Below are 20,677 nucleotides of genomic sequence, written 5' to 3'. Positions count from 1 at the left end.
ATTTTGGGAAAGATGAAGGGACGGGTCCAGGGAAAATCCATTAGGTCAGAGAGGCTGACCGAATGTTTCGCGCGCGAAACATTCGGGTAAAAGGGCTGACGTATCTGTTGCGGGGTTGCCGTGAGGGCAGGGTACGCTGCTCCGGCAACAGGGGGCAGGCGGGTCAGCACAACTGACCTGCCTGGGGGAGTTAGCCGCGCATCCGGGCGCCGTCGGCGTCGAACAGCGGTTCAGTGATCAGGCGGGCCTTGTACATCTTGCCAAGGATCTCGATCCCGGCCTCAAGGCCCTCCCGGACGCGATCGGTGGGAACAAACCCCAGGGCGATGGATTTCTGCGCGTGGTGGGAATAGCCGCCGGAGGTGCAGAAGCCCGCTACGGTGCCGTCCAGCCAGACCGGCTCATAGGCGACCACATCGGCGTCGTCTGCATCGACTTCAAAAGCGCAGAGCCGGCGGGCGGGGCCTGCGTCGCGTTCGGCTTCTGCCGCGGCCCGGCCGATGAAATCCGCCTCTTTTTTGAAAGAGATGAAGCGATCCAGTCCTGTTTCCGCCGCTGTGTAGTCGGGCGAGAATTCCCGCAGCCAGGAGCCGAAGAATTTATCGAGCCGCAGGGACATCATCGCCCGCATGCCGAAGGGCTTCATCCCATGCGGCTGGCCTGCGGTCCAGAGCGCATCCCACAAGGCGCGCTGGGAGAGCAGGTCGCAATAGATCTCATAGCCGAGATCGCCGGTGTAGCTGACGCGCTGCACGATGCAGTCAACCATGCCAACGGTCAGGCGGCGCACATCCATGAAACGCATGTCAGAGATGTCCTGGCGGGTGCAGGCCTGCAGCACCTCGCGCGCCTTGGGACCTGCGATCTGGAAGCCGTTACGGGTGTCGGAGATGTTTTCCAGGCTGACACCGTCGTCCAGGTTCTGCAGGAACCAGCGCATATGGTAGGCTTGACTGCCGTAGGAGGCGGTGAGCTGAAACTCTTCTTCCGACAGGCAGGAGATGGTGAAATCGCCGATCAGCCGGCCCTTGGGGGACAGCATCGGGGTCAGCGACAGGCGGCCCGGTTTTGGCACCCGGCCGGCCATGATACGGTCGAGCCAGGCGCGGGCACCAGCCCCCTTGACCAGGTATTTTCCGAAGTTGTGGACCTCGTTGATGCCGACGTTTTCGCGCACGGCTCTCACTTCGCGCGCGATGGCCTCAAAGGCGTTGGAACGGCGGAAGGAGGGGGTCTCGAAACGCGGTTCACCCTCTGCCGCGAAGTAGTTCGGCACCTCCAGCCCGTATTGCGCGCCCCAGACTGCGCCCATGCCATCAAAGATGTCGTACATCGGGGTGGTGCGGAACGGGCGGGCGGCGGGCAGCTCTTCGTTCGGGTAGGCGATGGAAAAACGTTTTTGATAGTTTTCAATGACTTTCGGGCGGGTGTAGCCCGGGGTGATCCAGCCACCGAAGCGGGCGCAGTCCATCGCGAAGGTGTCGCGCTCGCATTCGCCCTCCACCATCCATTGCGCCAGCATCAGGCCGACGCCGCCGCCCTGGGAGAAGCCGGCCATTACCGCACAGGCGGACCAATAGTTGCGCATGCCGGGCACCGGGCCGACCAGAGGGTTGCCGTCGGGGGCAAAGGTGAAGGGGCCGTGGATCACCGATTTGACGCCTGCAGCCTCCAGCGCCGGGAAGCGTTTATAGGCAAAGTTGATGGAATCCTCGATCTTGTCGAAATCGTCCTGCAGCAACTCGTGGCCGAAGTCCCAGGGGGTGCCATCCACTGCCCAGGGTTTGCAGGGCTGTTCGTAGAAACCGATGCAGAGGCCGCGGCCCTCTTGCCTGAGGTAGCTTTCGCCGGCCGGGTCCATCACATGCGGGTGCTCGCCGCCGCCGTCGATGATTTCGGCGATCATCGGCACCTCGTCGGTGACGATATATTGATGCTCCATCGGGTGCAGCGGGAAGTAAACGCCGGCCATTGCACCGACCTCGCGCGCCCAGAGACCGCCTGCGTTGACGACATGTTCCGCGTGAACGGTGCCCTTGCTGGTCACCACATCCCAGGTGCCGTCGGGGCGCTGGTTGGTCTCGATCACCTTGCAGTGGGTCTCAATCGCGGCGCCGCCCATGCGCGCGGCCTTGGCATAGGCGTGGGTGGTGCCGGAGGGGTCGAGGTGGCCGTCGAGCGGGTCGTACAGCCCGCCGATGATGCCGTCGATGTTGGTGACGGGGGCGATCTTCTTGATCTCTTCGGGGGAGACGATCTCGGTCTCAAGTCCCATGAAGCGGTGTTTGGCACGCTCGGCCTTCAGCATGTCGAAGCGTTCCTGGGTTTCGGCCAGGGTAACGCCGCCCACGTGGTGGAGGCCGCAGGACATGCCGGTGATCGCTTCCAGCTCTTTATAGAGCTTGATGGTGTAGCCCTGCAGCGCGGCCATGTTGGTGTCGCCGTTGAGGGTATGAAAGCCGCCTGCCGCGTGCCAGGTGGAGCCGGAGGTCAGCTCCGAGCGTTCGATCAGCATGACGTCGGACCAGCCGAGCTTGGTCAGGTGATACAGGACAGAGCAGCCGACGACGCCGCCGCCGATAACTGCCACGCGTGTGGTGGTTTTCATATGGGCCTCCCAGAATAGGTGTTGCCTGTATTCTGTACATAAGTGAACAGTAGTCCAGCAGAAAAGCGGCACGGCGTGCCGCTTACTGACCTTGAGGGAAGGTAGGTCTTACGCAGAGGTGCGGAAGCGGCTGTACTGGATCACAAAAATCGTGGTGAGGGGGGCGGCTAGGAGGATCACGCCAACGGTGATCAGCAGCATGCCCAACTGGGAATAATCGGCGGGGGTTGCGATATTGCCTTCCGAATCTGTCACCTCGCGCGTCACCAGGAAGATTTCGTTCAGGTACTTAGTGCCGAGGCTGGAGGCCGACAGCGCCAAGTTGGTGAAAGAGGCCATGACCGCAAAGAAGGTGGCCTTGAGCCCCGAGGGCGCGTTGCGGGCGATCCAGGCGAGCATCGGGATCATCGCAACCTGGCCGAGCGGGGATTCGACGGCGGTGTCGACCATGGCGATGAAGCGGGCGTCGACCACGCCGCCGGTCATCGCGGCGGTCCAGTGGTGGGCTCCGTAGTAAAGCGCGATATTGGGCAAGCTGAGGACGGCCTCGGTGATGGCCAGGAAGGCGACGATCCAGGCGATCGGGCGGCTGGCCATCATCGGGCGGAAAATCAGCATGCCCGCCAGCGTCAGTAAAGAGGTGATCAGGCCCAGGACAGACAGGAATTGCTGGTCAAAGCCCAGCACGTCGATCTCAAACCAAGTGGCGCCAGGACCGCGCAGGGGCGTGGCGCGATAGACAAAGATGATGATGGCGGTGCCGATCAGGGCGCGGGCTTGCTCCGTGGGCAGGACCGAAACCAGCTGCCGCATCAGGAACAGCACAATGGCCATGGAACCGGCAAAGACGATTTCCTGCGAGTAGGGAACGTCGCCCAGGCCCACAGCGAGGGAGAGCGCAACAAAAGCACCGCCGCCGAGGAAGTACCAGTGATTGGGGGCGACCGGTTCACGCGGCAGTTCTATGCGGGCGCGAATCTCAGCCTCGGCCACACCGGCGCGGCGCAGCAGGGCGGCCCTGCGCCACTTCTGCCAGATCGCCAGGGCGACACCGGAGAGGGAAATCACCGGGATCAGAAGAGCGAGGGTGAAGACAAAGCCGTAAAGCGCGGCTTTTTCCGGCTGCGGCAGCGCGTCGGCCCCGTCGAACAGGGCGACGTTCAACGCGGCGGCAGCGCTGGAGCCGCCGATCAGCGCAATGCGGCCGAAGGTCTGCATGGTGGTGTGCAGGGACTTGGTTTCAGCCTCGGGCAAGGGGCGGCCATGGTCATCGGTATGGGGCACGGCCTCGACCGACATCGCGTCGGCCACCACATCCTGCAGCACATATCCGCAGGGGGCCAGCAACGCGGCGGTGACATACCAGGCGCCCGGCGGCATCACGGCACCCATCATGGCAGGTTCCAGCACGATGGCAGCAAGGATACCATAACTGCCGGCCATCAGCCCGGCCCCCAGCAGGATCAGCAGGTATTTCCAGCGCCAGATCAGATCGACCAGATGCCCCAGCGGCATCTTCAGCGCCCAGGGCAGGCCGACCCAGAACGCCAATCCGGCCAGAAAGGCGGCGGAGAGGTCCAGGTATTCCTTGACGAAAAACGAGGCTGCAACGGTGGTGATGCCCTGCGTTCCATAGGCAAAGTAGATCAGCAGCGGCGGCATGAAGGACCAGCGCAGCTGGCGGAACAGATCCAGGATGATGCTGTCGAACCAGCGCCAGGCCAGTTCCGCCGCGCGGGTCATGCGGGTATCCCTGTCACGACAAGGGCCGGATCTTGAGGCTGGTCACCCGATTGCCCTCGCGCTCGGTCACTTCAAAGCGGAAACCATGAAAGGAGAACACCTGGCCCTTGGTCGGGATCATCTGCGCCTCGTGGATGACCAGCCCGGCGATGGTATTGGCTTCCTCATCCGGCAGGTTCCAGTCGGTGGCGCGGTTCAGGTCGCGAATGGTGGTAACACCCTCGACCAGATAGCAGCCATCTGCGGTCTTCTTGACAATGCTTTCCTCGTCGGGATCGAACTCGTCAGTAATTTCGCCGACGATTTCTTCCAGAATATCCTCCAGCGTGATCAGGCCTTGCAGCGCACCGTATTCATCAACCACCAGCGCAAAATGCGAGCGCATCCGCAGGAACTGGCGCATCTGTTCGTCCAGCGTGGTGGTTTCGGGCACAAAATAGGGCGCCTTGGCGATCTCGGAGATGTCAAAGGACGCGAGACGGCCGGCATCGCCGTCTGCGCCGCCGGCCTGTTCGTACATCGCCCGGAACAAATCCTTGGCATGGACCACCCCAATGATGTTCTCCTGCTCGCCGCGGAAGACGGGCAGGCGTGTGTGCGGGCTTTGCAGGCACTGTTCGAGGATGACTTCGGGATCCGCGTCCGCGTCGATCATCGCGATGTTGGAACGGTGCAGCATGATTTCTTCGACAAAACGGTCGGACAGATCCAGCGCGCCCAGGATGCGGTCGCGGTCTTCCTTTTCGACCACGCCTTCGGAATGGCCCAGATGCAACGCGCCCGCGATTTCCTCGCGCACCGCCATGATATGGCTGTCTGGGTCGATCTGCACGCCGAAGATCCGCAAGACACCGCGCACCAGCAACCGGACCAAACCGACCACCGGCGCCAGCAGGGTGACAAGCACGCCGATCACCGGCGCAACGGCTGCCGCTGCCTTTTCAGCGTTGGAAATGGCATAAGTTTTGGGCAGCACCTCGGCAAAGACCAGCACCAGAACGGTCATCACCAGTGTCGCCAGGGCCACGCCGCTTTCCCCGAAAGCACGGGTGAACAAGGCGGTTGCCAGCGAGGTGCCGAGGATGTTGACAAGGTTATTGCCCAGCAGCACCGAACCAATCAGTCTTTCACTGTCTTCGGTGACGCTGAGCGCCTTTTGCGCGCCATGCGAGCCCTTGTCGGCCTGGCTGCGCAGTTTCCCGCGCGAGGCGGCGGTCAGCGCAGTTTCCGAGCCTGAGAAAAAGCCGGACAGGACGAGCAGCAGGACAATGGCCCCGGCAGTGGTCCAGAAGGCGCTGTCGAGTACGGTGGAGGCAGTGTCCATGAGGGGTCCAGAGATCCGGTCTGTTGAATGTTCGCTGTATTTATGGGGGTTTGCTGCAGGCGCTTCAAGTTCTAGCAGCGCTTAGCCCGCATCCTTGGCCAGCGGGTGATGCTGCAGCACCAGTTCCTGCAGGCGGGCGTCCAGCACATGGGTGTAAATTTCGGTGGTGGCGATGTCGGCGTGGCCGAGAAGAGCCTGGATCGCACGCAGGTCGGCGCCATTGGCCAGCAGATGCGTGGCAAAGGCGTGGCGCAGCGTGTGCGGCGTGACCTTGTCCGGAGAAACGCCGCCGGTGACCGCCAGTTCCTTGATCAGCAGGTAGAAGCGGTGGCGGGTCAGATGGCCGGATTTGCCGCGCGAAGGGAACAGGAAACGCGAGGCGGGCTTGCCCTTTGCTTCGCGTTCTGCCTCGGTGCCGTCGCGGGCGGCCAGCCAGACGGCCAGCGCTTCGCGCGCGGGCGGCGACAGCGGCACCATGCGTTCCTTGCCGCCTTTGCCGGTGATCAGCAGCATTCTGGGGTCGCCGCGGGCAGCGGAAACCGGCAGCGAGACCAGCTCGGTGACCCGCATTCCGGTGGCATAGAGCAGCTCCATCAGGCAGGTGTTGCGCAGCCGGTCTGCGGTGCTGCGGCCGGTCTGACGGGCGGCGTCGAGCAGGCGGTCGACCTCGATGACCTCCAGCGTTTTGGGCAGCCGTTTTTCGCGCCCCGGGCCGCGGATCCGGATTGCCGGATTGTCTTCGCGCCAGCCTTCCTCAAACGCAAAGCGGTAGATCTGCTTGGCCGCTGACAGCCGCCGCGCCCGGGTTGACCGCGCCAGTCCTTGCGCGTCGCAATTGATCAGATAGGCTTCGATATCGTCCTGGCTGGCGGTCAGGAAATCCAGGGTGCGGTGCTCCAGCCAGCCGGTCAGGTCCTTGAGGTCGCGGCCATAGGCCAGAAGCGTGTTCTGCGATGCACCGGCTTCGGCCGCTTGGGCGTCGAGGAAGGTTGAGATCCACTGGAAATTGTCGCGGGGGGGCGCCATGTCACTGCTGCTCCAGCAGCATCAGCTGCAGGGCGGCGCGGCGGGCGGTGTCTTCCAGCCCGACAGCGCGGAAAGCGGCCAGCGCCGCAGTCAGGTCGCCCAGATTGCCGTCGGCACCTTGGGCAAACAGCACCATGCTGCGCAGGATCGCTTCGCCCAGCTGGCCGTTGTTCAGCATTTGCCGGATCGCGGTCGGCACCGGGGCCGTTGTGTCAAACCCCAAGGATATGGCTTCAGCCATCTCCGACGGGGCGGCCGTGTCATCAGGCCGGCCCTGGGCCAGGGCCGCAAGGAACGGGTCGATCGTGCCGGCAGCCTGGGCATCATGCGCGGCGAGTTCATAGGAGGGCGACAACAGACGGATGCGCCAGGCCAGCGCGGCGGTCTGGCCGTTCAGGCTTGCGCGCGCCAGCGGTTCGCCGAAGAGGTCGGCAAAGACAGTTTCGGTGCCCGCCTGCTGCATTGCCTCCCAAGCGCGGGGCAGGGAGCGGTCAATGGCGTCCGCGTTGCCGGAGCTGAGGTCGCTTTCCAGCTGCTGAACCGCCGCAACCCGGTCCCAGATGCCGCCTGATGCGGCGGGTTTGCGGGCGCTGAACAGGCCAAGATACTGATTGGGGTTGAGCGCACCGCCACGGGCCAACCGTTCAGCCGCCTCCAGCTGCGCCTTCCAGCCGGCAATGTCGCGCAGATCCGCTGCGGCAAAGGCCGGCGGCAGGGGCGCGGTGGGCATCGCCTCGCCGATGCTCTCGAACAGGCGGAAGGTCAGCGGATCCGGGTCCGCCGGGCGGCGCAGCGGCGGTGCCTGCTCGAACAGATCGGGATTCAGGAAGCGGTCCAGCAGCTGCATATGGTTTTCGGGCAGCAGCTCCAGCGCGTGGGCGGTTTCCATCATCAGCGCCGCGGTTGGCCAGTCGCTGCGCCGCGCTGCGCAAAAGATCCTGGCGGCATAGCTGTCTGACAGATGCGGCGAGGCCGTGAGGGCGGCGCAGGAGGCGTCCTCGCTGCCGGTCAGCAGCGTGGCGTTAAACCAGCGGGTGAAGCGGTCCTTGCTGTCCGTGGGCCCTGCATGCTCAACCAGTGCCTGGGCGGGGTCTGTGGCCCCCAGCGCCAGCAGCCGGTCCAGCCGGGCCAGAAGAATCCGGTCGGCTGCCGCAGCTGGCGGCCGGGTTTCCGACAACAGCAGGGTGAACAGCAGTGCCTGCATCGCCGGGCTGCCGCGCACCGGAACGGTTTCAATCAGATGGGTGATATCGCCGGCAGCGCTGCCGCGCCACAGATCGGCCGGCAGGCCGGTTGCCGACGCCGGAACCAGCCCGATGGGAGGCACCAGCGTTTCCAAAGGTGTGACCGAGACTGACGGGAATGCAGCCGTGCCCGCCACCGGCGGCTCCAGCAGAACAATGCCGGGAAGGCCACTGCGCGGCGGCGGCTGGTTCAGCCAGTCAATTGCCGCCAGGGGTTCATTGGCAAAGGCACTGCCGGCCATCATCACCCCGGCGGCAGCCGCCTTAATCCGCATTCAGCAACACCGGCTTGCGCACCTCGGTGCTGGGCGCGCGGAAATCCGCACCGAACCACGGCCCCACATATGCATAGCCCACCAGCCCGATTGCCGCCAGAACCGCCAAATAGACCAAGTACTTAATCAATCGCCTCATGGTACATCCAAAGCCTGTTTCCTGCTCTTTTGCCGAAGTTATATATTCCCTTTTCCGCAAGATCACGTCATTCACTGAAGAATGAGCGAAAAAGAGCAAGACAGCGGCCGGAAGGCAGCAGGCCCGGTGCCGGGGAAACTGAAAAAGACCATCGTGATGGTGGGTATGATGGGGGCCGGCAAGACCGCCGTGGGGCGCGCGCTGGCGGCCCGGCTGGATGTGCCTTTCCTGGACAGCGACCACGAAATCGAGGCCGCAGCCAATATGACGATCCCCGAGATTTTTGCCCGCGATGGCGAGCCGTTCTTCCGCCAAAAGGAACGGCAGGTGATCGCCCGGCTGCTGGAGGAAGAACGCGGTGTCCTGTCGACGGGCGGCGGCGCCTTTCTGGCGGAAGAAAACCGCAATGTGATTACCGCCAAAGGGGTCTCGGTCTGGCTGCAGGCCGATCTGGACGTTCTGTGGAACCGGGTGCGCCACCGCGACACCCGGCCGCTGCTGCGCACGGCTGATCCGCGTGCGACCCTCAGCGGCCTGTTCCGCGACCGGGTGCCGCTTTATGCAAAGGCGGACCTGACCGTCGTTTCGGACAGCCAGGCGGCAATTGAAACCATGGTTGACCGGGTGCTGGAAGCCTTGCAGGCGCGCCCCGATGTATTGGAGTGGACATGATGGAACGCAAGGTTCACGTGCCTCTGGGCGAGCGGGCCTATGATGTGGTGATTGCGCCCGGGTTGCTGGCGCAGGCGGGGGCGCGGATCAAGCCGTTGCTGACGCGGCCGCAGGTGGCGGTGGTGACGGACGAAACAGTGGCGGAAAAACACCTGGAGGGATTGCGCGCCGGGCTGGCCGCTGCAGGCGTTGAGATGAGTGTGCTGGCGCTGCCGCCGGGCGAGGCGACCAAGGGCTGGCCGCAATTCAGCCGTGCGGTTGAGTGGCTGCTGGAGCAGAAGGTCGAGCGGGGCGACGTGGTTGTTGCCTTCGGCGGCGGCGTGATCGGCGATCTTGCGGGCTTTGCGGCTGCGGTGCTGCGCCGGGGGGTGCGGTTTGTGCAGATCCCGACCTCGCTGCTGGCACAGGTTGACAGTTCGGTGGGCGGCAAAACCGGCATCAACGCGCCGCAGGGCAAGAACCTGATCGGGGCCTTCCATCAGCCGTCGCTTGTCCTGGCTGATACATCCGTTCTGGAAACACTGACGCCGCGCGATTTTCTGTCCGGCTATGGCGAAGTGGTGAAATACGGGCTTCTGGGCGATGCGGATTTCTTTGCCTGGCTCGAAGAGCATGGTCCTGCACTGGCTGAAGGCGATGTCCCAGCGCGGGTCGAGGCGGTGGCGCGCTCGGTTCAGATGAAGGCGGATATCGTTGTGCGCGACGAAACCGAACAGGGCGACCGGGCGCTGTTGAATCTGGGTCATACCTTTTGCCACGCGCTGGAAGCCGCCACAGGCTATTCGGACCGGTTGCTGCATGGCGAGGGCGTGGCCATCGGCTGTGCCTTGGCGTTTGAGCTGTCGGCCAGGCTGGGGCTGTGTTCCCAGGAGGATCCCAGCCGGGTGCGGGCGCATCTGAAGGCGATGGGAATGAAGACCGATTTGACCGATATTCCGGGCGATCTGCCGGGGGCGGAGGTGCTAGTGGACTTGATGGGACAAGACAAAAAGGTCGTTGCCGGCCAGCTGCGGTTTATCCTTGCGCGCGGCATCGGCGAGGCCTTTGTCACCGCCGATGTCCCGCCCAAGGCGGTGCTGTCGGTGCTGCGTGACGCGGGCGCCTGATCAGACCTTAGTCTTGCAAAAAGAAAAGAGCAGCCGCAGGGCTGCCCTTTTTTGTTTTCTGATATCCAGCTCTTAGAACGGAATTTCGTCGTCGTCGATGTTGTGCGAGGCACCTCCGCCGAAACCGCCGCCCTGGTTGCCGCCGCCTTGCGGGCCGCTGTCATAGCCGCCGCCATATCCACCGCCTTGGCTGCCACCGCCGTAGCCGCCGCCACCCTGGCCGCCACCGCCGCCGCCTTCACCGCGGCCGTCCAGCATGGTCAGCGTGCCGCCGAATCCCTGCAGCACGATCTCGGTGGAGTAACGGTCCTGGCCGCTCTGGTCCTGCCATTTGCGGGTCTGCAACTGGCCCTCGACATAAACCTTGGAGCCCTTGCGCAGATATTGTTCACACACCCGCACCAGCCCCTCGCTGAAGACCGCGACGGAATGCCATTCGGTCCGCTCGCGGCGTTCACCGGTGTTGCGGTCCTTCCAGTTTTCCGAGGTGGCGATGCGCAGGTTGCACACCTTGCCGCCGTTCTGAAAGCTGCGCACCTCCGGGTCGCGGCCCAGATTGCCGATGAGCATGACTTTGTTGAGTGAGCCGGCCATAGGGTTCCGTCCTTTTATTCCTGAATGTCCTGTCCAGCACCGGTCCGGCGCGAATCCGTCCGGGCTGCTTTGTCGGCACAGTATAGACCTGTGCAAGGTGAGGAAAGCAGCTCTATGGAGATGGTTTTGCAGGAGTTTGCGGTGCAGTGACGGCGGATTGCGCCCGTGTTGCTTTAAATTTCCGCTGGAACGGTTATATTCCCGCAAAGTGGGACAGTGTTGGGACAGCGGAAATGCGCAAAGCCGTTGCAGGGCTGGTGATTGCCCTGGTCGGGGCAGGGCAGCCTGCCGCCGCCGATGTTTTGAGTACCAAGAACCGGCGGGATTTGTTTTCCGCCCACACCAGCGTTCTGGATGGCCGAGCGGCCACCCAGTACAGGAACTCTAACCGGCTGCAGCCCAAGACCTATCAGATACCTTCAGCCGCGGGCACGCTGCCCTACAGCGGCAAGTACCGCGGCCAGTACCTGAAGCTGGCGCGGGTGGCCGCGCGGCAGCACGGTGTGCCAGAAGATCTGTTTTTGCGCCTGGTGCAGCAGGAAAGCAATTGGAACCCGAACGCTAAATCGCACAAAGGCGCCTTGGGCCTGGCGCAGCTGATGCCTGCCACCGCGCGGGCGCTGGGGGTCAATCCGGCTGTGCCGCAGCAGAACCTGGAGGGTGGGGCGCGGTATCTGGCGCGGCAGTTCCGCAAATTCGGGTCCTGGCGGCTGGCACTCGCGGCATATAACGCTGGTCCGGATGCGGTGAAGAAATACGGCGGGGTGCCGCCGTACAAGGAAACCCAGAACTATGTGAAGAAAATCTGGGGCAGCTGAGGCCTGGTGGGTTAACCTGCGGGTAAGATCCCTTAATGCCGCGTTAACTCCGCTGCACTGTCACGCATTTGCCTTAATTTTTCGTGAATCTGCCCTCAAGTTCTGGAGGGAATGACGTGTATTTCAACAGCTTTGACGAACGCCTCAACCGGATTGACTGGCAGCCGAGCGCGGTTCCAACGCGGCAGATGATCGACAGTGTCCTGACCAGCCGTCTGCCCCGGCAGCCGCGCAGTGCGGTGTTGAGCCTGGCCGGCGCTATTGCCGGCATTCTGATCGGCACCGGCCTAAAGGGTATGGCTTTGGCCGGATCCCCTTGGGGACCGGAAACAGGCCTTGCCGGAGCTATCGGCGGAAGCCTGGCGCTGACCGGGCTGGCGGCCTCGGTAACGGCTGCGCTGATTGCTGCGGTCAAAGGGAAAGAAGCGCCGCGGCTGATGCAGTTCGCCTCGATGAACCTGTTGATGATCGTGGTGCTGCTGTTGAGCTGAACAAGACGGCCCCCGTGGGAGTGGGGAAGGGAAATGGCCCCCCATGCGTTGCCTTATAAGCCGCGCGCGGCTTTTGCTTTGCCGCGTCTGGCTTTGGCACACAGGCCAGTCCTGGCGGGCGTGTTACGCGCAGATGCGCTGCACCTGAAATGGGCGCCGCGGCCTGATGAGGCCGCGGCGCAGTACTGTCTGTCAGCCTGGCGGCAAGGGATTACTCCGCGGCGACCTTGATCACCGGTTTCATCCGCTCCAGCACCTCGTCGCTGAGGTGGCATTTAATCTGATGGCCGTCTTCCAGCTGGTGCTGCGGCGGCACCTCGCGCTCGCAGAGGTTGCCCGGCACCTCGGATTTCCAGCGGCAGCGGGTCTGGAACGGGCAGCCCGGCGGCGGGTTCATCGCCGAAGGGATGTCGCCCTCGAGCACGATGTGCTCCTTTTCGACCGAAGTATCGGCAATCGGCACCGCCGACAGCAGCGCCTCGGTATAGGGGTGGTAGGGCGGCGCAAACACCTGATCGGTGGTGCCGAGCTCTACCACATGGCCGAGATACATCACCATCACCCGGTCGCTGAGGTAGCGCACGATGCTGAGGTCGTGGGAGATGAACAGCAGCGTGGTCTTTTCCTTGCGCTGGATCTCCATCAGCAGGTCGGTGACGGCGGCCTGCACCGATACGTCGAGCGCCGAGACGGGCTCGTCCGCCACCACGATACGGGCGCCGCCGGCAAAGGCGCGGGCGATGCCGACACGCTGCTTCTGGCCGCCCGACAGCTGCCGCGGCATCCGGTCAGCAAAGGCGCGCGGCAGTTTCACCAGGTCCAGGAGCTCCAGCATCCTCTTGCGCCGTTCTGCCTCGGAATTGCCGATGCCGAAGATCTCCAGCGCCCGCATGATCTGGCGGCCGACGGTCATCGACGGGTTCAGCGTGTCGAACGGATTCTGGAACACCATCTGCACGTCGGAGATGGTCTTGGTGTCGCGCTCCTCGATCGGGATCTGTTCGATGTTGCGGTTGTCGAGCAGGATCTGGCCTTCGGTGGCGGTTTCCAGCCCCATCAGCACCTTGGCAAAGGTGGATTTGCCGCAGCCGGATTCGCCGACGATGGCGAGGGTCTCGGATTCGCGCGCCTCGAAGCTGAGCGTCTCGTTGGCCTTGACCACCTTCTTGTCGCCGCCGCCGAACAGGGCGTTGGCCGCAACTTCATAATATTTCTTGAGGTTTTCCATCTTGAGAACAACCTTGCCAGGCGCGGTTTTCTCTTTTTGCTCCCCCAGTGTAATCGGGGCGTTCCAGTCGATTTCCTGGAACCTCAGGCAGCGGGTCTCATGGCGGTCGTTGCCATGCACGGGCGACATCGGGATGACCATGTCCTGATCGCAGCGGCCCTGCTCGAAATAGTCGCAGCGCGGCCCGAAATTGCAGCCGGGCGGGCGTTCGTGGGGCAGGGGGAAATTGCCGGGAATGGCCACCAGCGGGCGCGAGTTCTTGTCGGCTCCGGGCAGCGGGATCGAGCGGAACAGCGCCTGGGTGTAGGGGTGCTGCATTTCGTCGAAGACGTCGTGGATCGAGCCGCGTTCCACCGCCTCGCCGGAATACATCACGCACAGCCGGTCGCAGGTTTCCAGCACCAGGCCGAGGTTGTGGCTGATGAACAGCATCGAGGTGCCGTATTTCTTGCCCAGATCCTTGACCAGTTCCACCACCGCGGCCTCAACCGTCACGTCGAGCGCGGTGGTGGGTTCATCCAGGATCAGCAGCGACGGTTTCGACATCAGTGCCATTGCAATCACGATCCGCTGCTGCTGGCCGCCCGACAGCTGGTGCGGGAAGGAGTTCAGCATCCGCTCCGGGTCGGGCAGGCGCACGTCGGTCACCACTTCCAGTGCGCGCTGGTAGGCTTCCTTTTCGCTGACGCCCTCGTGGATCATCGGCACTTCCATCAGCTGCTTGCCGATCTTCATCGCCGGATTCAGCGAGGCCATAGGCTCCTGATAGATCATCGCGATCTCGTTGCCGCGGATGCCGCGCAGTTCTTTCCTGCTCATCTGGGCCAGATCGCGGCCCTTGAACTTGATGGTGCCGCCGACGACACGGCCGTTTTTGCCAAGGTCCTGCATGACACCCAGCGCCACGGTGGATTTGCCGCAGCCGCTTTCGCCGACCAGACCCACTGCCTCGCCGGGCTGCACGGCCACAGAAAAATCCATCACCGCCGGGATTTCACGCAGGCGGGTGAAAAAGGAGATCGACAGCTTTTCAATCTCGAGGATCGGGCCGTCGTAGTCTTCCATTTTACTCATAGTCTTATTCTCCCTGTTGGAGCGGGAGGGGAAGGGACCCCTTCATCTGGCTCCAATTCTCCGGGGGGCTGGTGGCCCTGCCCCCCAGCCGGATCAATCCCTGAGGCTCTCTTCGCGCAGGCCGTCGGCCAGCAGGTTCAGACCAAGAACCAGCGTCAGCAGAGCGAAGGCAGGCGGCAGCGCCGGGTGCAGGTAGATCGACAACAGCTTGCGGCCGTCATTGATGGTCGATCCCCAGTCCGGGCTTTCCGGCGGCAGTCCAAGGCCGAAGAAGCCCAAGGTCCCGAGAAGGATGGTGGTGTAGCCGATGCGCAGGCAGAAATCGACGATCAGCGGCCCGCGGGCGTTGGGCAGGATCTCCCACAGCATGATGTACCAGGGGCCTTCGCCGCGGGTCTGGGCCGCAGCCACGTAGTCGCGCGTTTTGATGTCCAGGGTCAGGCCGCGCACGATACGGAACACCGTGGGCGAGTTGACGAAGACCACCGAAACAAACACCACCAGGATGCCGCCGGGAATGTCGAACATATCCATCGCCCGGGGCAGGCCCCAGATCGCGTATTCCGGCGTGTTGATCAGATAGCCGCCGTTCGAGACCAGCTGCAGGTAGAACCAGATAATGGTTCCCAGTACCAGCGGCAGCATCCAGTTGCGCAGCTTGGGGCGGGTGTAATAGCGCGAGTTCAGCAGCACCCCGACAAAGATGATCGGGAACACGAACAGCACGATGGCCATATAGTTCGGAACACCGGTGGCGACGATTTCCGGGGTCACCAGCAGGTAGAACAGCAGGATCACCGGGAAAGCCAGGATCAGGTTGGCAGCGAAGGACAGGATGGTGTCCAGGCGGCCGCCATAGTAGCCCGCGGGCAGGCCCAGGGTGATCCCCACCATAAAGGCAAAGACCGCGGCCATCGGAGCGATCTTGATGACTTCCCAGGCGCCTTTGACCAGACGGCTGAACACATCGCGGGCCAGATTGTCACCACCCAGCAGATACCATTGGTACTGGCCTTCTTCCGGGTTGCGAAGCGGCGTGCCGGGCACCTTGTTTTTCATGCCCGAAAGCTGGCTCAGCGGGTCATGGGTGATGATCATGTCCATGGCGCCGTAGACGCCGGTGAACACCCAGAACATCACCAGGCCAAAGCCGATCATGCCGATGGGGCTGTCAAACAGCTTGCCGTAAAGGCCAAGCCGCCGTTTGAAGCCGATGGAGGCTGCGTAAAGGATCACCAGGGAAATCCAGACAGGAGACAGCTGGTAGACAATACGCCCTGCAATTTCAATTGCGCTAAGAGGTTCCATTCTCTGCTGCCTTCCTTATGAGATCCGGATACGCGGGTTCAGATACACATAGCCGATATCCGAGATCAGCTGGGTGATCAGAACCACGAAGACTGAGACCACAGAGACGGCCAGCAGCAGTTCGATGTCGTTGTTGCCCGCCGCTTCCACCAGGATCCAGCCGAAGCCCTTGTAGTTGAACAGGGTTTCGACAATCACCACGCCGTTCAGCAGCCAGGGGAACTGCAGCATGATGACGGTGAAAGGGGCAATCAGCGCGTTCCGGAGCGCGTGCTTCAGAACGATGTTGTGGAAGCTCACCCCCTTGAGGCGGGCAGTGCGGATGTACTGCGCGGTCATCACCTCGGTCATCGAGGCGCGGGTCATCCGGGCGATGTAGCCCATGCCGTAGAGCGCAATGGTCAGCACCGGCAGGAAGAAGTTTTCAAAATTCGGGTTGTCCATCGCCGAGGTCGCGGTGCCCTTGAACCATTTCAGGCCGACGGTGGAGGACGTGAAGACCGCGATAAAGATAACTCCGGACACATACTCGGGCGTCGCCGTGGTCAGGATTGAGGCGGTCGACAGGCTCCGGTCGGTAACGGACCCTTCCCGCATCCCGGCCAGCACGCCGATGATCAGCGCCGATGGGATCATCAGCATCAGCACCCAGAACATCAGGCGGCCGGTATTGCCCAGCCGCTCTGCGATGATTGAAGAAACATCGTCCTTAAAACGGGTGGAATAGCCCCAGTCGCCCTGCAGAATACCGCAGAAGGTCGAGGCTTCGGCGGCCACTTCAGCCGAGACGGTGCCAGTCATGCAGCGGCCGCTGAAGCCGTCTTCGGACTCGCGGGTCCAGCCCGGCAGAACGCCCAGCCATTGGCCGTATTTCGAAACCATGGAACCGCCATAGCCATTGGCGTCCAGCCAGCTGGCCACGGCTTCATCCGACATGCGGAAGTTGCCCTGGGTCTTGGCGAGTTTTTCAAGGTTCGGGTAGAGGTTCGTCAGGAAGAACACGATGAACGTCAGGCACAGGGCCGTCAGCAGCATCACGCCTGAACGGCGGAGAATGAATAGTCCCATGAGGGTCCCCTGTCAGTCTGGCGGATCGGACCCGGTTGCCGGTGCGGGTCTCTTGTCGTCTTAGCTGGGAAGCACCGCCCCATCCGGGACGGTGCGGGAGCCAGGAGCCTGGAAGGGCTTGGCCTAGGCAGCCCAGCCCCACTTGTAGTGATGGTGTTCGAAGGACACGTGCATGTCCGCGCCGACAACGCCTTCGCGCATGTGGCGGTAGAGCGAACGCCAGTAAGGCTGGATGGTAACGCCTTCCTCTTGAATCAGCGCCTGGCCCTTGGCAGAGATCTCGCGGCGCTTGTCAGCGTCGGCGATCGACAGGGCTTCTTCCAGCAGGGCGTCGAATTCAGGGTTCGACCAGCCGAATTCATTCCAGGCTTCACCAGACTTATAAGCCAGGGCCCAGATCTGCACGCCCAGCGGGCGGTGGTTCCAGTTGGTCGAGGAGAATGGGTATTTCACCCAGTCGTTCCAAAAGGTCGAACCAGGCAGAACGGTCCGCTTTACCTTGAAACCGGCGTCGCGCAGCTGTGCGGCCACGGCGTCGGTGGTGTTCCGGCGCCAGTCGTCATCAATCGACAGGATTTCATGTTCGAAATCCATCATTCCGGCTTCTTCCATCAGTGTACGGGCACCTTCAGGGTCGACCTTCTGCGGCGGCAGTTCGGAGTATTCCGGGTGGATTGGGCCGACATGGTGGTTTTCGGCAGGTTCACCACGGCCGCCATAGCCGAGTTCAAGGCAGACAGAGTTGTCGACAGCCATCTGGATCGCCTTGCGGACGCGTTTGTCGGCATAGGGGTTTTTGCCGTCGATTTCTGCCAGCTGGTTGGTCCGGACCACGATCGTGGACATGGTCACAACTTCGGAGTTCTTGTAGCCAAGGCCGTCCATCACGTCGATGAATTCACCAACCGATTCATAAAGCATGTCGACTTCATCGGATTCCAATGCAGCCAGCCAGGACGACGGGTCGGTGCCGAAATCGACATATTCGATGCGGTCCAAAGCGGGCGTGCCGTAAATCGCTTCACCCCACCAAGTGTGATTTTCGTTGCGCACCAGCGTTGCTTTCACGCCCACGTCCAGCTCAGTCAGCAGGTAAGGGCCGGTGCCGACGTTGGACAGGAAATCATTGGTTTGGAAAGACGAGTGGACAATCGCCGCCGGATAATCCGCCATGCCTGCGATCAGCGAGATATCGGAGTTCGGCAGGTTCAGTTTCACGGTGTGGCTGTCGACCACTTCGATACCGCCTTCAACCGCTTGACCGGAGTCAGCGTCGATCAGGGTTCCAAAACGGCCGGCCATCGAATTGCCTTCAAGCCCTTTGTCACACCAGGCGGCGATATTGCGGGCAACGTCTTCGGCAGTGAAATCGTCGCCGTTGTTCCATTTGACGCCCTGGCGGACGTTCAGCGTGTAGACGGTGGCGTCCTCGTTGATCTCCCAGCTTTCCAACAGCATGCCGGTGAAGGAGCCGTCGTTGTTGTATTCCACCAGGTACTCTTGGGTTCCGCGGGATAAATTGCCCATTTCCGACCAGTCATAGGTGCGTGGGTCCTTCAGCGGCTTGACCAGCATCTGAACGCGCAGGGTTCCGCCTTCTTGCATGCCCTCTGCAGCTTTGGCCGGCGCGGCCATGCCGATCATGCCATAGGCAGCGGCGGCAGTGACGCCCAGTGAGGTGGCGCGGGTCAGGAACTCACGGCGGTCGAGCTTGCCATCGAGCACTTCTTTGGCGTGCATTTTGACGGCCCAATGTACCGGTGCTCCATTAATTGTGTCATTGGTCATTTAAGTCTCCCTGTTATACCGTTTGGTCATTTGTCTTGCGAAACGGATTTTGGCCCAGCGGAGTGCCGGGCATTTTTGCTAAGCGCTTAGGATTAAAGTTTCCCCATAGCTGTATTCGGGCAGAGATATGCCGTTTCGTCAATGCACAGTTTCGGCGTTTGAAGGTAAAATTACGACATTCTGGGTGTCGTTTTCCCGGTTTGAAACGGTATGCTGCTGAATACTGTTCAATACTGCCCAGTGACTGGAACGAAATCCGCCCTTGCTGGAAAATATACAAAAATCTGCAGGCGGATCAAACTTTTGTCACTTGTTGCGGGTGGCTTTGCGCAATGCGCTGGGTGTTTGCCCGGCGTGCTGGGAAATGAAGCGGGTGAAATAGGCGGCGCTGCCAAACCCCAGCTGAGCAGCAATGTCGCGGATCGGCAGGTCAGAGTAGATCAGCAGCGAGCGGGCGGCATGCAGCTGGCGCTCGGTCAGCAGGGCTGCGGCGCTTTTGCCGGTCTCGGCTTTGCAGACACGCGTCAGGTGGGTTGGCGTCACCTTCAGGGCAGCCGCGTGACCGGCCATGCCGGCCTGGGCGCCGGGCAGACCGGCGATGCGGCGGCAGTAGGCGTGGCACAGGCGTTGCGCCGCGGTTTGCCGGGCTGCCGGGCCGGCGGGGTCCGGTTGCCGGTGCAAGGCGATCGCAGCAAGTTCGCAATGGGCCTGGATAGAGCGGTTCCAGAGAGGGTGCTGAGCATCCTGCTCGCGGCTGATGGCTTCGAACAGGGCGGTCAGCCTGACTTGGTCCTGAAGGCTGGTGAACCGTTTCTGAACCGGCGTGTCGGGGAAGGGCAGCGTCAGCGGACCGGATAGCGACAGAACCTGCCCTAGGCACTGGCGGGTGAATTCGGCGGACCAAAGCGTTCCGGCCGGAAGGAAGATAGCATTGTAAGGGCCAAAGCCACGCTGTACTCCATTGACGCAAATGCGCCCCTGTCCGCGGGTGATCCAGATCAGCAGGTGTTCGCGGCGGGTGTGCGCCAGCCCGGTTTGCCAGGCGCCGTCGGGGGCAAGCCTGGATAAGGGGGCGGCGTGAATGTCGCCGGACAGGTTCGGATCAAATGGCATCAGATATCTTAGGCGCAGGATTAAATATGATGTGATGCAAAAGGGCATGAAACCCTGATTCTGGCAAGTTTTCGCCGGACAGAACGGAAAACGTCTAAATTTTTATCGGTCTGACCGGCTGGCTGGCCGGCGGCGGCGCTCAGGCCAGCGTCACCTGCTGCCAATCTTTCATGCGGGCGCGGAACCAGCTGCGCTGGCGTTTGGCGAACCGCCGGGTGGCGATAGCGGCGCGTTCTTCAGCCTCCGCCAGCGTCATCCGGCCCAGGGCGCAGGCCATCAGTTCGGGAACGCCGATTGCCTTGCAGGAGGGCAGGGCGGGGTCGTAGCGGTTCTGCATTGCGCCGATCTCATCCATCGCACCCTGATCCAGCATCTGGCCAAAGCGTTTGCGGATGCGGGCCTCCAGCCAGGGTTTCTCTGAATTGAGCACCAGGGCGGTGCAGCCGGTCAGCGGCAGCGCCGGGGCAGGGGTATCATCCTGCCAGCTGGCCAGCGGGCGGCCGGTGGCCTTCAGCACCTCCCAGGCGCGCTGCACCCGGGCCCGGTTCTGCAGGTCGATGCGGGATGCAGTTTTGGGATCCAGCTCTGCCAGCAGCGCTTCAAGGGACAGGCTGTCGCCTTCGGCCCGCACGGCAGCCGGGGTAGCGGGAATGTCTGCCATGCCTTCGGTCAGGGCGGTAAAGTAAAGGCCCGTGCCGCCAGTGATGATCACCCGCTCAGGCCCGTTCAGCAGCTCCAGCACTTCGCGCAGCCAATGGCCGGCGGAATAATCTGCATCATAGGGCACATGCCCGTACAGCGCGTGGGGCGCTTGCGCTTCTTCCTCGGCGGAAGGGCGGGCGGTAATCACCCGCCAGCAATCATAGACCTGGCTGGCATCGGCATTGACGATGATGCCGCCCTGGCGCACGGCAATCTCCAGCGCCAGCGCCGACTTTCCCGAAGCGGTGGGCCCGGCGATCAGCACAGGCAGATCCGGGTTGATGTCAGGCAGGTTCATTCAGGCGTGATCCGTCTGTTAGGTCGCGTTCCGCAATACTGTACGGAAAGCGCGCTGC

At 62.6% G+C, this 20,677-nt stretch carries 17 protein-coding genes; 4 read left to right on the top strand and 13 right to left on the bottom strand.

Annotated elements, in window-relative coordinates; genetic code table 11:
* Positions 1 to 190: 190 nt before the first annotated feature.
* The 6 genes from AC0KW6_RS02840 to AC0KW6_RS02815 all read right to left on the bottom strand — a co-directional run bounded on the left by AC0KW6_RS02840 (position 191) and on the right by AC0KW6_RS02815 (position 8,359).
* A complete protein-coding gene (locus AC0KW6_RS02840; RefSeq protein WP_474034012.1) occupies positions 191 to 2,608 on the bottom strand; it encodes a GcvT family protein in 2,418 nt (805 codons plus the stop codon).
* A 108-nt stretch (positions 2,609 to 2,716) separates the two neighbouring features.
* Positions 2,717 to 4,351, bottom strand: coding sequence for an MFS transporter (locus AC0KW6_RS02835; RefSeq protein ID WP_474034011.1), 1,635 nt, complete (start codon positions 4,349 to 4,351; stop codon positions 2,717 to 2,719).
* A 13-nt stretch (positions 4,352 to 4,364) separates the two neighbouring features.
* Positions 4,365 to 5,675: an HlyC/CorC family transporter gene (locus tag AC0KW6_RS02830; protein WP_474034010.1), complete on the bottom strand. Its 1,311-nt coding sequence runs from the start codon at positions 5,673 to 5,675 to the stop codon at positions 4,365 to 4,367.
* An 81-nt stretch (positions 5,676 to 5,756) separates the two neighbouring features.
* Entirely contained in the window at positions 5,757 to 6,701 is a 945-nt protein-coding gene (locus AC0KW6_RS02825; protein ID WP_323783311.1) for a site-specific tyrosine recombinase XerD, read from the bottom strand.
* 1 nt (position 6,702) lies between these two features.
* Positions 6,703 to 8,220 carry a hypothetical protein gene (locus AC0KW6_RS02820; RefSeq protein ID WP_323783314.1) on the bottom strand — a complete coding sequence of 506 codons (1,518 nt, stop codon included), beginning with the start codon at positions 8,218 to 8,220 and terminating at the stop codon, positions 6,703 to 6,705.
* Positions 8,210 to 8,359, bottom strand: coding sequence for a hypothetical protein (locus AC0KW6_RS02815; protein ID WP_323783317.1), 150 nt, complete (start codon positions 8,357 to 8,359; stop codon positions 8,210 to 8,212). The genes AC0KW6_RS02820 and AC0KW6_RS02815 overlap by 11 nt, the downstream gene beginning before the upstream one ends.
* An 81-nt stretch (positions 8,360 to 8,440) precedes the next feature.
* On the opposite strand from AC0KW6_RS02815, the gene AC0KW6_RS02810 reads away from it, so the two are divergent.
* Together AC0KW6_RS02810 and aroB are read left to right on the top strand one after the other, a co-directional pair.
* Positions 8,441 to 9,031 carry a shikimate kinase gene (locus tag AC0KW6_RS02810; protein ID WP_323783320.1) on the top strand — a complete coding sequence of 197 codons (591 nt, stop codon included), beginning with the start codon at positions 8,441 to 8,443 and terminating at the stop codon, positions 9,029 to 9,031.
* Entirely contained in the window at positions 9,031 to 10,137 is a 1,107-nt protein-coding gene (gene aroB / locus AC0KW6_RS02805) for a 3-dehydroquinate synthase (protein ID WP_474034216.1), read from the top strand. Before AC0KW6_RS02810 ends, aroB begins: the two co-directional genes overlap by 1 nt.
* A gap of 72 nt (positions 10,138 to 10,209) precedes the next feature.
* On the opposite strand, the gene ssb is transcribed toward aroB, so the two are convergent.
* Complete coding sequence (ssb, locus tag AC0KW6_RS02800) at positions 10,210 to 10,731, bottom strand: single-stranded DNA-binding protein (RefSeq protein ID WP_323778104.1); 522 nt, start codon at positions 10,729 to 10,731, stop codon at positions 10,210 to 10,212.
* A 233-nt stretch (positions 10,732 to 10,964) separates the two neighbouring features.
* Here ssb and AC0KW6_RS02795 point away from each other — a divergent pair, with 233 nt between their 5' ends.
* Together AC0KW6_RS02795 and AC0KW6_RS02790 are read left to right on the top strand one after the other, a co-directional pair.
* Complete coding sequence (locus AC0KW6_RS02795) at positions 10,965 to 11,549, top strand: lytic transglycosylase domain-containing protein (RefSeq protein WP_323778106.1); 585 nt, start codon at positions 10,965 to 10,967, stop codon at positions 11,547 to 11,549.
* A 116-nt stretch (positions 11,550 to 11,665) separates the two neighbouring features.
* Positions 11,666 to 12,040 (top strand): hypothetical protein, encoded by a 375-nt coding sequence (locus AC0KW6_RS02790; RefSeq protein WP_474034009.1) that lies wholly within the window; start codon positions 11,666 to 11,668, stop codon positions 12,038 to 12,040.
* Between the two features lie 211 nt (positions 12,041 to 12,251).
* Here the strand turns inward: AC0KW6_RS02790 and AC0KW6_RS02785 are convergent, their stop codons facing one another.
* The 6 genes from AC0KW6_RS02785 to miaA form a co-directional block, all read right to left on the bottom strand.
* Positions 12,252 to 14,342 (bottom strand): ABC transporter ATP-binding protein, encoded by a 2,091-nt coding sequence (locus AC0KW6_RS02785; protein ID WP_323778110.1) that lies wholly within the window; start codon positions 14,340 to 14,342, stop codon positions 12,252 to 12,254.
* Positions 14,343 to 14,435: 93 nt separating this feature from the next.
* Positions 14,436 to 15,650 carry an ABC transporter permease gene (locus tag AC0KW6_RS02780; RefSeq protein ID WP_323778111.1) on the bottom strand — a complete coding sequence of 405 codons (1,215 nt, stop codon included), beginning with the start codon at positions 15,648 to 15,650 and terminating at the stop codon, positions 14,436 to 14,438.
* A gap of 15 nt (positions 15,651 to 15,665) precedes the next feature.
* Complete coding sequence (locus AC0KW6_RS02775) at positions 15,666 to 16,718, bottom strand: ABC transporter permease (protein ID WP_024090301.1); 1,053 nt, start codon at positions 16,716 to 16,718, stop codon at positions 15,666 to 15,668.
* Positions 16,719 to 16,841: 123 nt separating this feature from the next.
* On the bottom strand, positions 16,842 to 18,506 hold the full coding sequence (locus AC0KW6_RS02770; protein ID WP_474034008.1) for an ABC transporter substrate-binding protein: 1,665 nt from the start codon (positions 18,504 to 18,506) through the stop codon (positions 16,842 to 16,844).
* Positions 18,507 to 18,812: 306 nt separating this feature from the next.
* A complete protein-coding gene (locus AC0KW6_RS02765; RefSeq protein WP_474034007.1) occupies positions 18,813 to 19,619 on the bottom strand; it encodes a helix-turn-helix transcriptional regulator in 807 nt (268 codons plus the stop codon).
* Between the two features lie 139 nt (positions 19,620 to 19,758).
* Positions 19,759 to 20,619: a tRNA (adenosine(37)-N6)-dimethylallyltransferase MiaA gene (gene miaA / locus AC0KW6_RS02760; RefSeq protein ID WP_323778116.1), complete on the bottom strand. Its 861-nt coding sequence runs from the start codon at positions 20,617 to 20,619 to the stop codon at positions 19,759 to 19,761.
* Between the last annotated feature and the right edge of the window lie 58 nt (positions 20,620 to 20,677).

The sequence above is a fragment of the Leisingera sp. SA215 genome (assembly GCF_055902035.1).
The sequence above is the reverse complement of the archived record's forward strand: the minus strand, read 5'-3'. Positions and strand labels throughout refer to the sequence as shown.

Excerpts from the sequence above, each read along its gene's own strand:
- AC0KW6_RS02835 (WP_474034011.1), bottom strand. The coding sequence starts at position 4,351 with ATGACCCGCGCGGCGGAACTGGCCTGGCGCTGGTTCGACAGCATCATC.
- AC0KW6_RS02810 (WP_323783320.1), top strand. The coding sequence starts at position 8,441 with ATGAGCGAAAAAGAGCAAGACAGCGGCCGGAAGGCAGCAGGCCCGGTG.
- AC0KW6_RS02820 (WP_323783314.1), bottom strand. The coding sequence starts at position 8,220 with ATGCGGATTAAGGCGGCTGCCGCCGGGGTGATGATGGCCGGCAGTGCC.
- aroB (WP_474034216.1), top strand. The coding sequence starts at position 9,031 with ATGGAACGCAAGGTTCACGTGCCTCTGGGCGAGCGGGCCTATGATGTG.
- AC0KW6_RS02795 (WP_323778106.1), top strand. The coding sequence starts at position 10,965 with ATGCGCAAAGCCGTTGCAGGGCTGGTGATTGCCCTGGTCGGGGCAGGG.
- AC0KW6_RS02830 (WP_474034010.1), bottom strand. The coding sequence starts at position 5,675 with ATGGACACTGCCTCCACCGTACTCGACAGCGCCTTCTGGACCACTGCC.
- AC0KW6_RS02815 (WP_323783317.1), bottom strand. The coding sequence starts at position 8,359 with ATGAGGCGATTGATTAAGTACTTGGTCTATTTGGCGGTTCTGGCGGCA.
- AC0KW6_RS02840 (WP_474034012.1), bottom strand. The coding sequence starts at position 2,608 with ATGAAAACCACCACACGCGTGGCAGTTATCGGCGGCGGCGTCGTCGGC.
- AC0KW6_RS02780 (WP_323778111.1), bottom strand. The coding sequence starts at position 15,650 with ATGGAACCTCTTAGCGCAATTGAAATTGCAGGGCGTATTGTCTACCAG.
- AC0KW6_RS02770 (WP_474034008.1), bottom strand. The coding sequence starts at position 18,506 with ATGACCAATGACACAATTAATGGAGCACCGGTACATTGGGCCGTCAAA.
- AC0KW6_RS02785 (WP_323778110.1), bottom strand. The coding sequence starts at position 14,342 with ATGAGTAAAATGGAAGACTACGACGGCCCGATCCTCGAGATTGAAAAG.
- miaA (WP_323778116.1), bottom strand. The coding sequence starts at position 20,619 with ATGAACCTGCCTGACATCAACCCGGATCTGCCTGTGCTGATCGCCGGG.
- ssb (WP_323778104.1), bottom strand. The coding sequence starts at position 10,731 with ATGGCCGGCTCACTCAACAAAGTCATGCTCATCGGCAATCTGGGCCGC.
- AC0KW6_RS02765 (WP_474034007.1), bottom strand. The coding sequence starts at position 19,619 with ATGCCATTTGATCCGAACCTGTCCGGCGACATTCACGCCGCCCCCTTA.
- AC0KW6_RS02825 (WP_323783311.1), bottom strand. The coding sequence starts at position 6,701 with ATGGCGCCCCCCCGCGACAATTTCCAGTGGATCTCAACCTTCCTCGAC.
- AC0KW6_RS02775 (WP_024090301.1), bottom strand. The coding sequence starts at position 16,718 with ATGGGACTATTCATTCTCCGCCGTTCAGGCGTGATGCTGCTGACGGCC.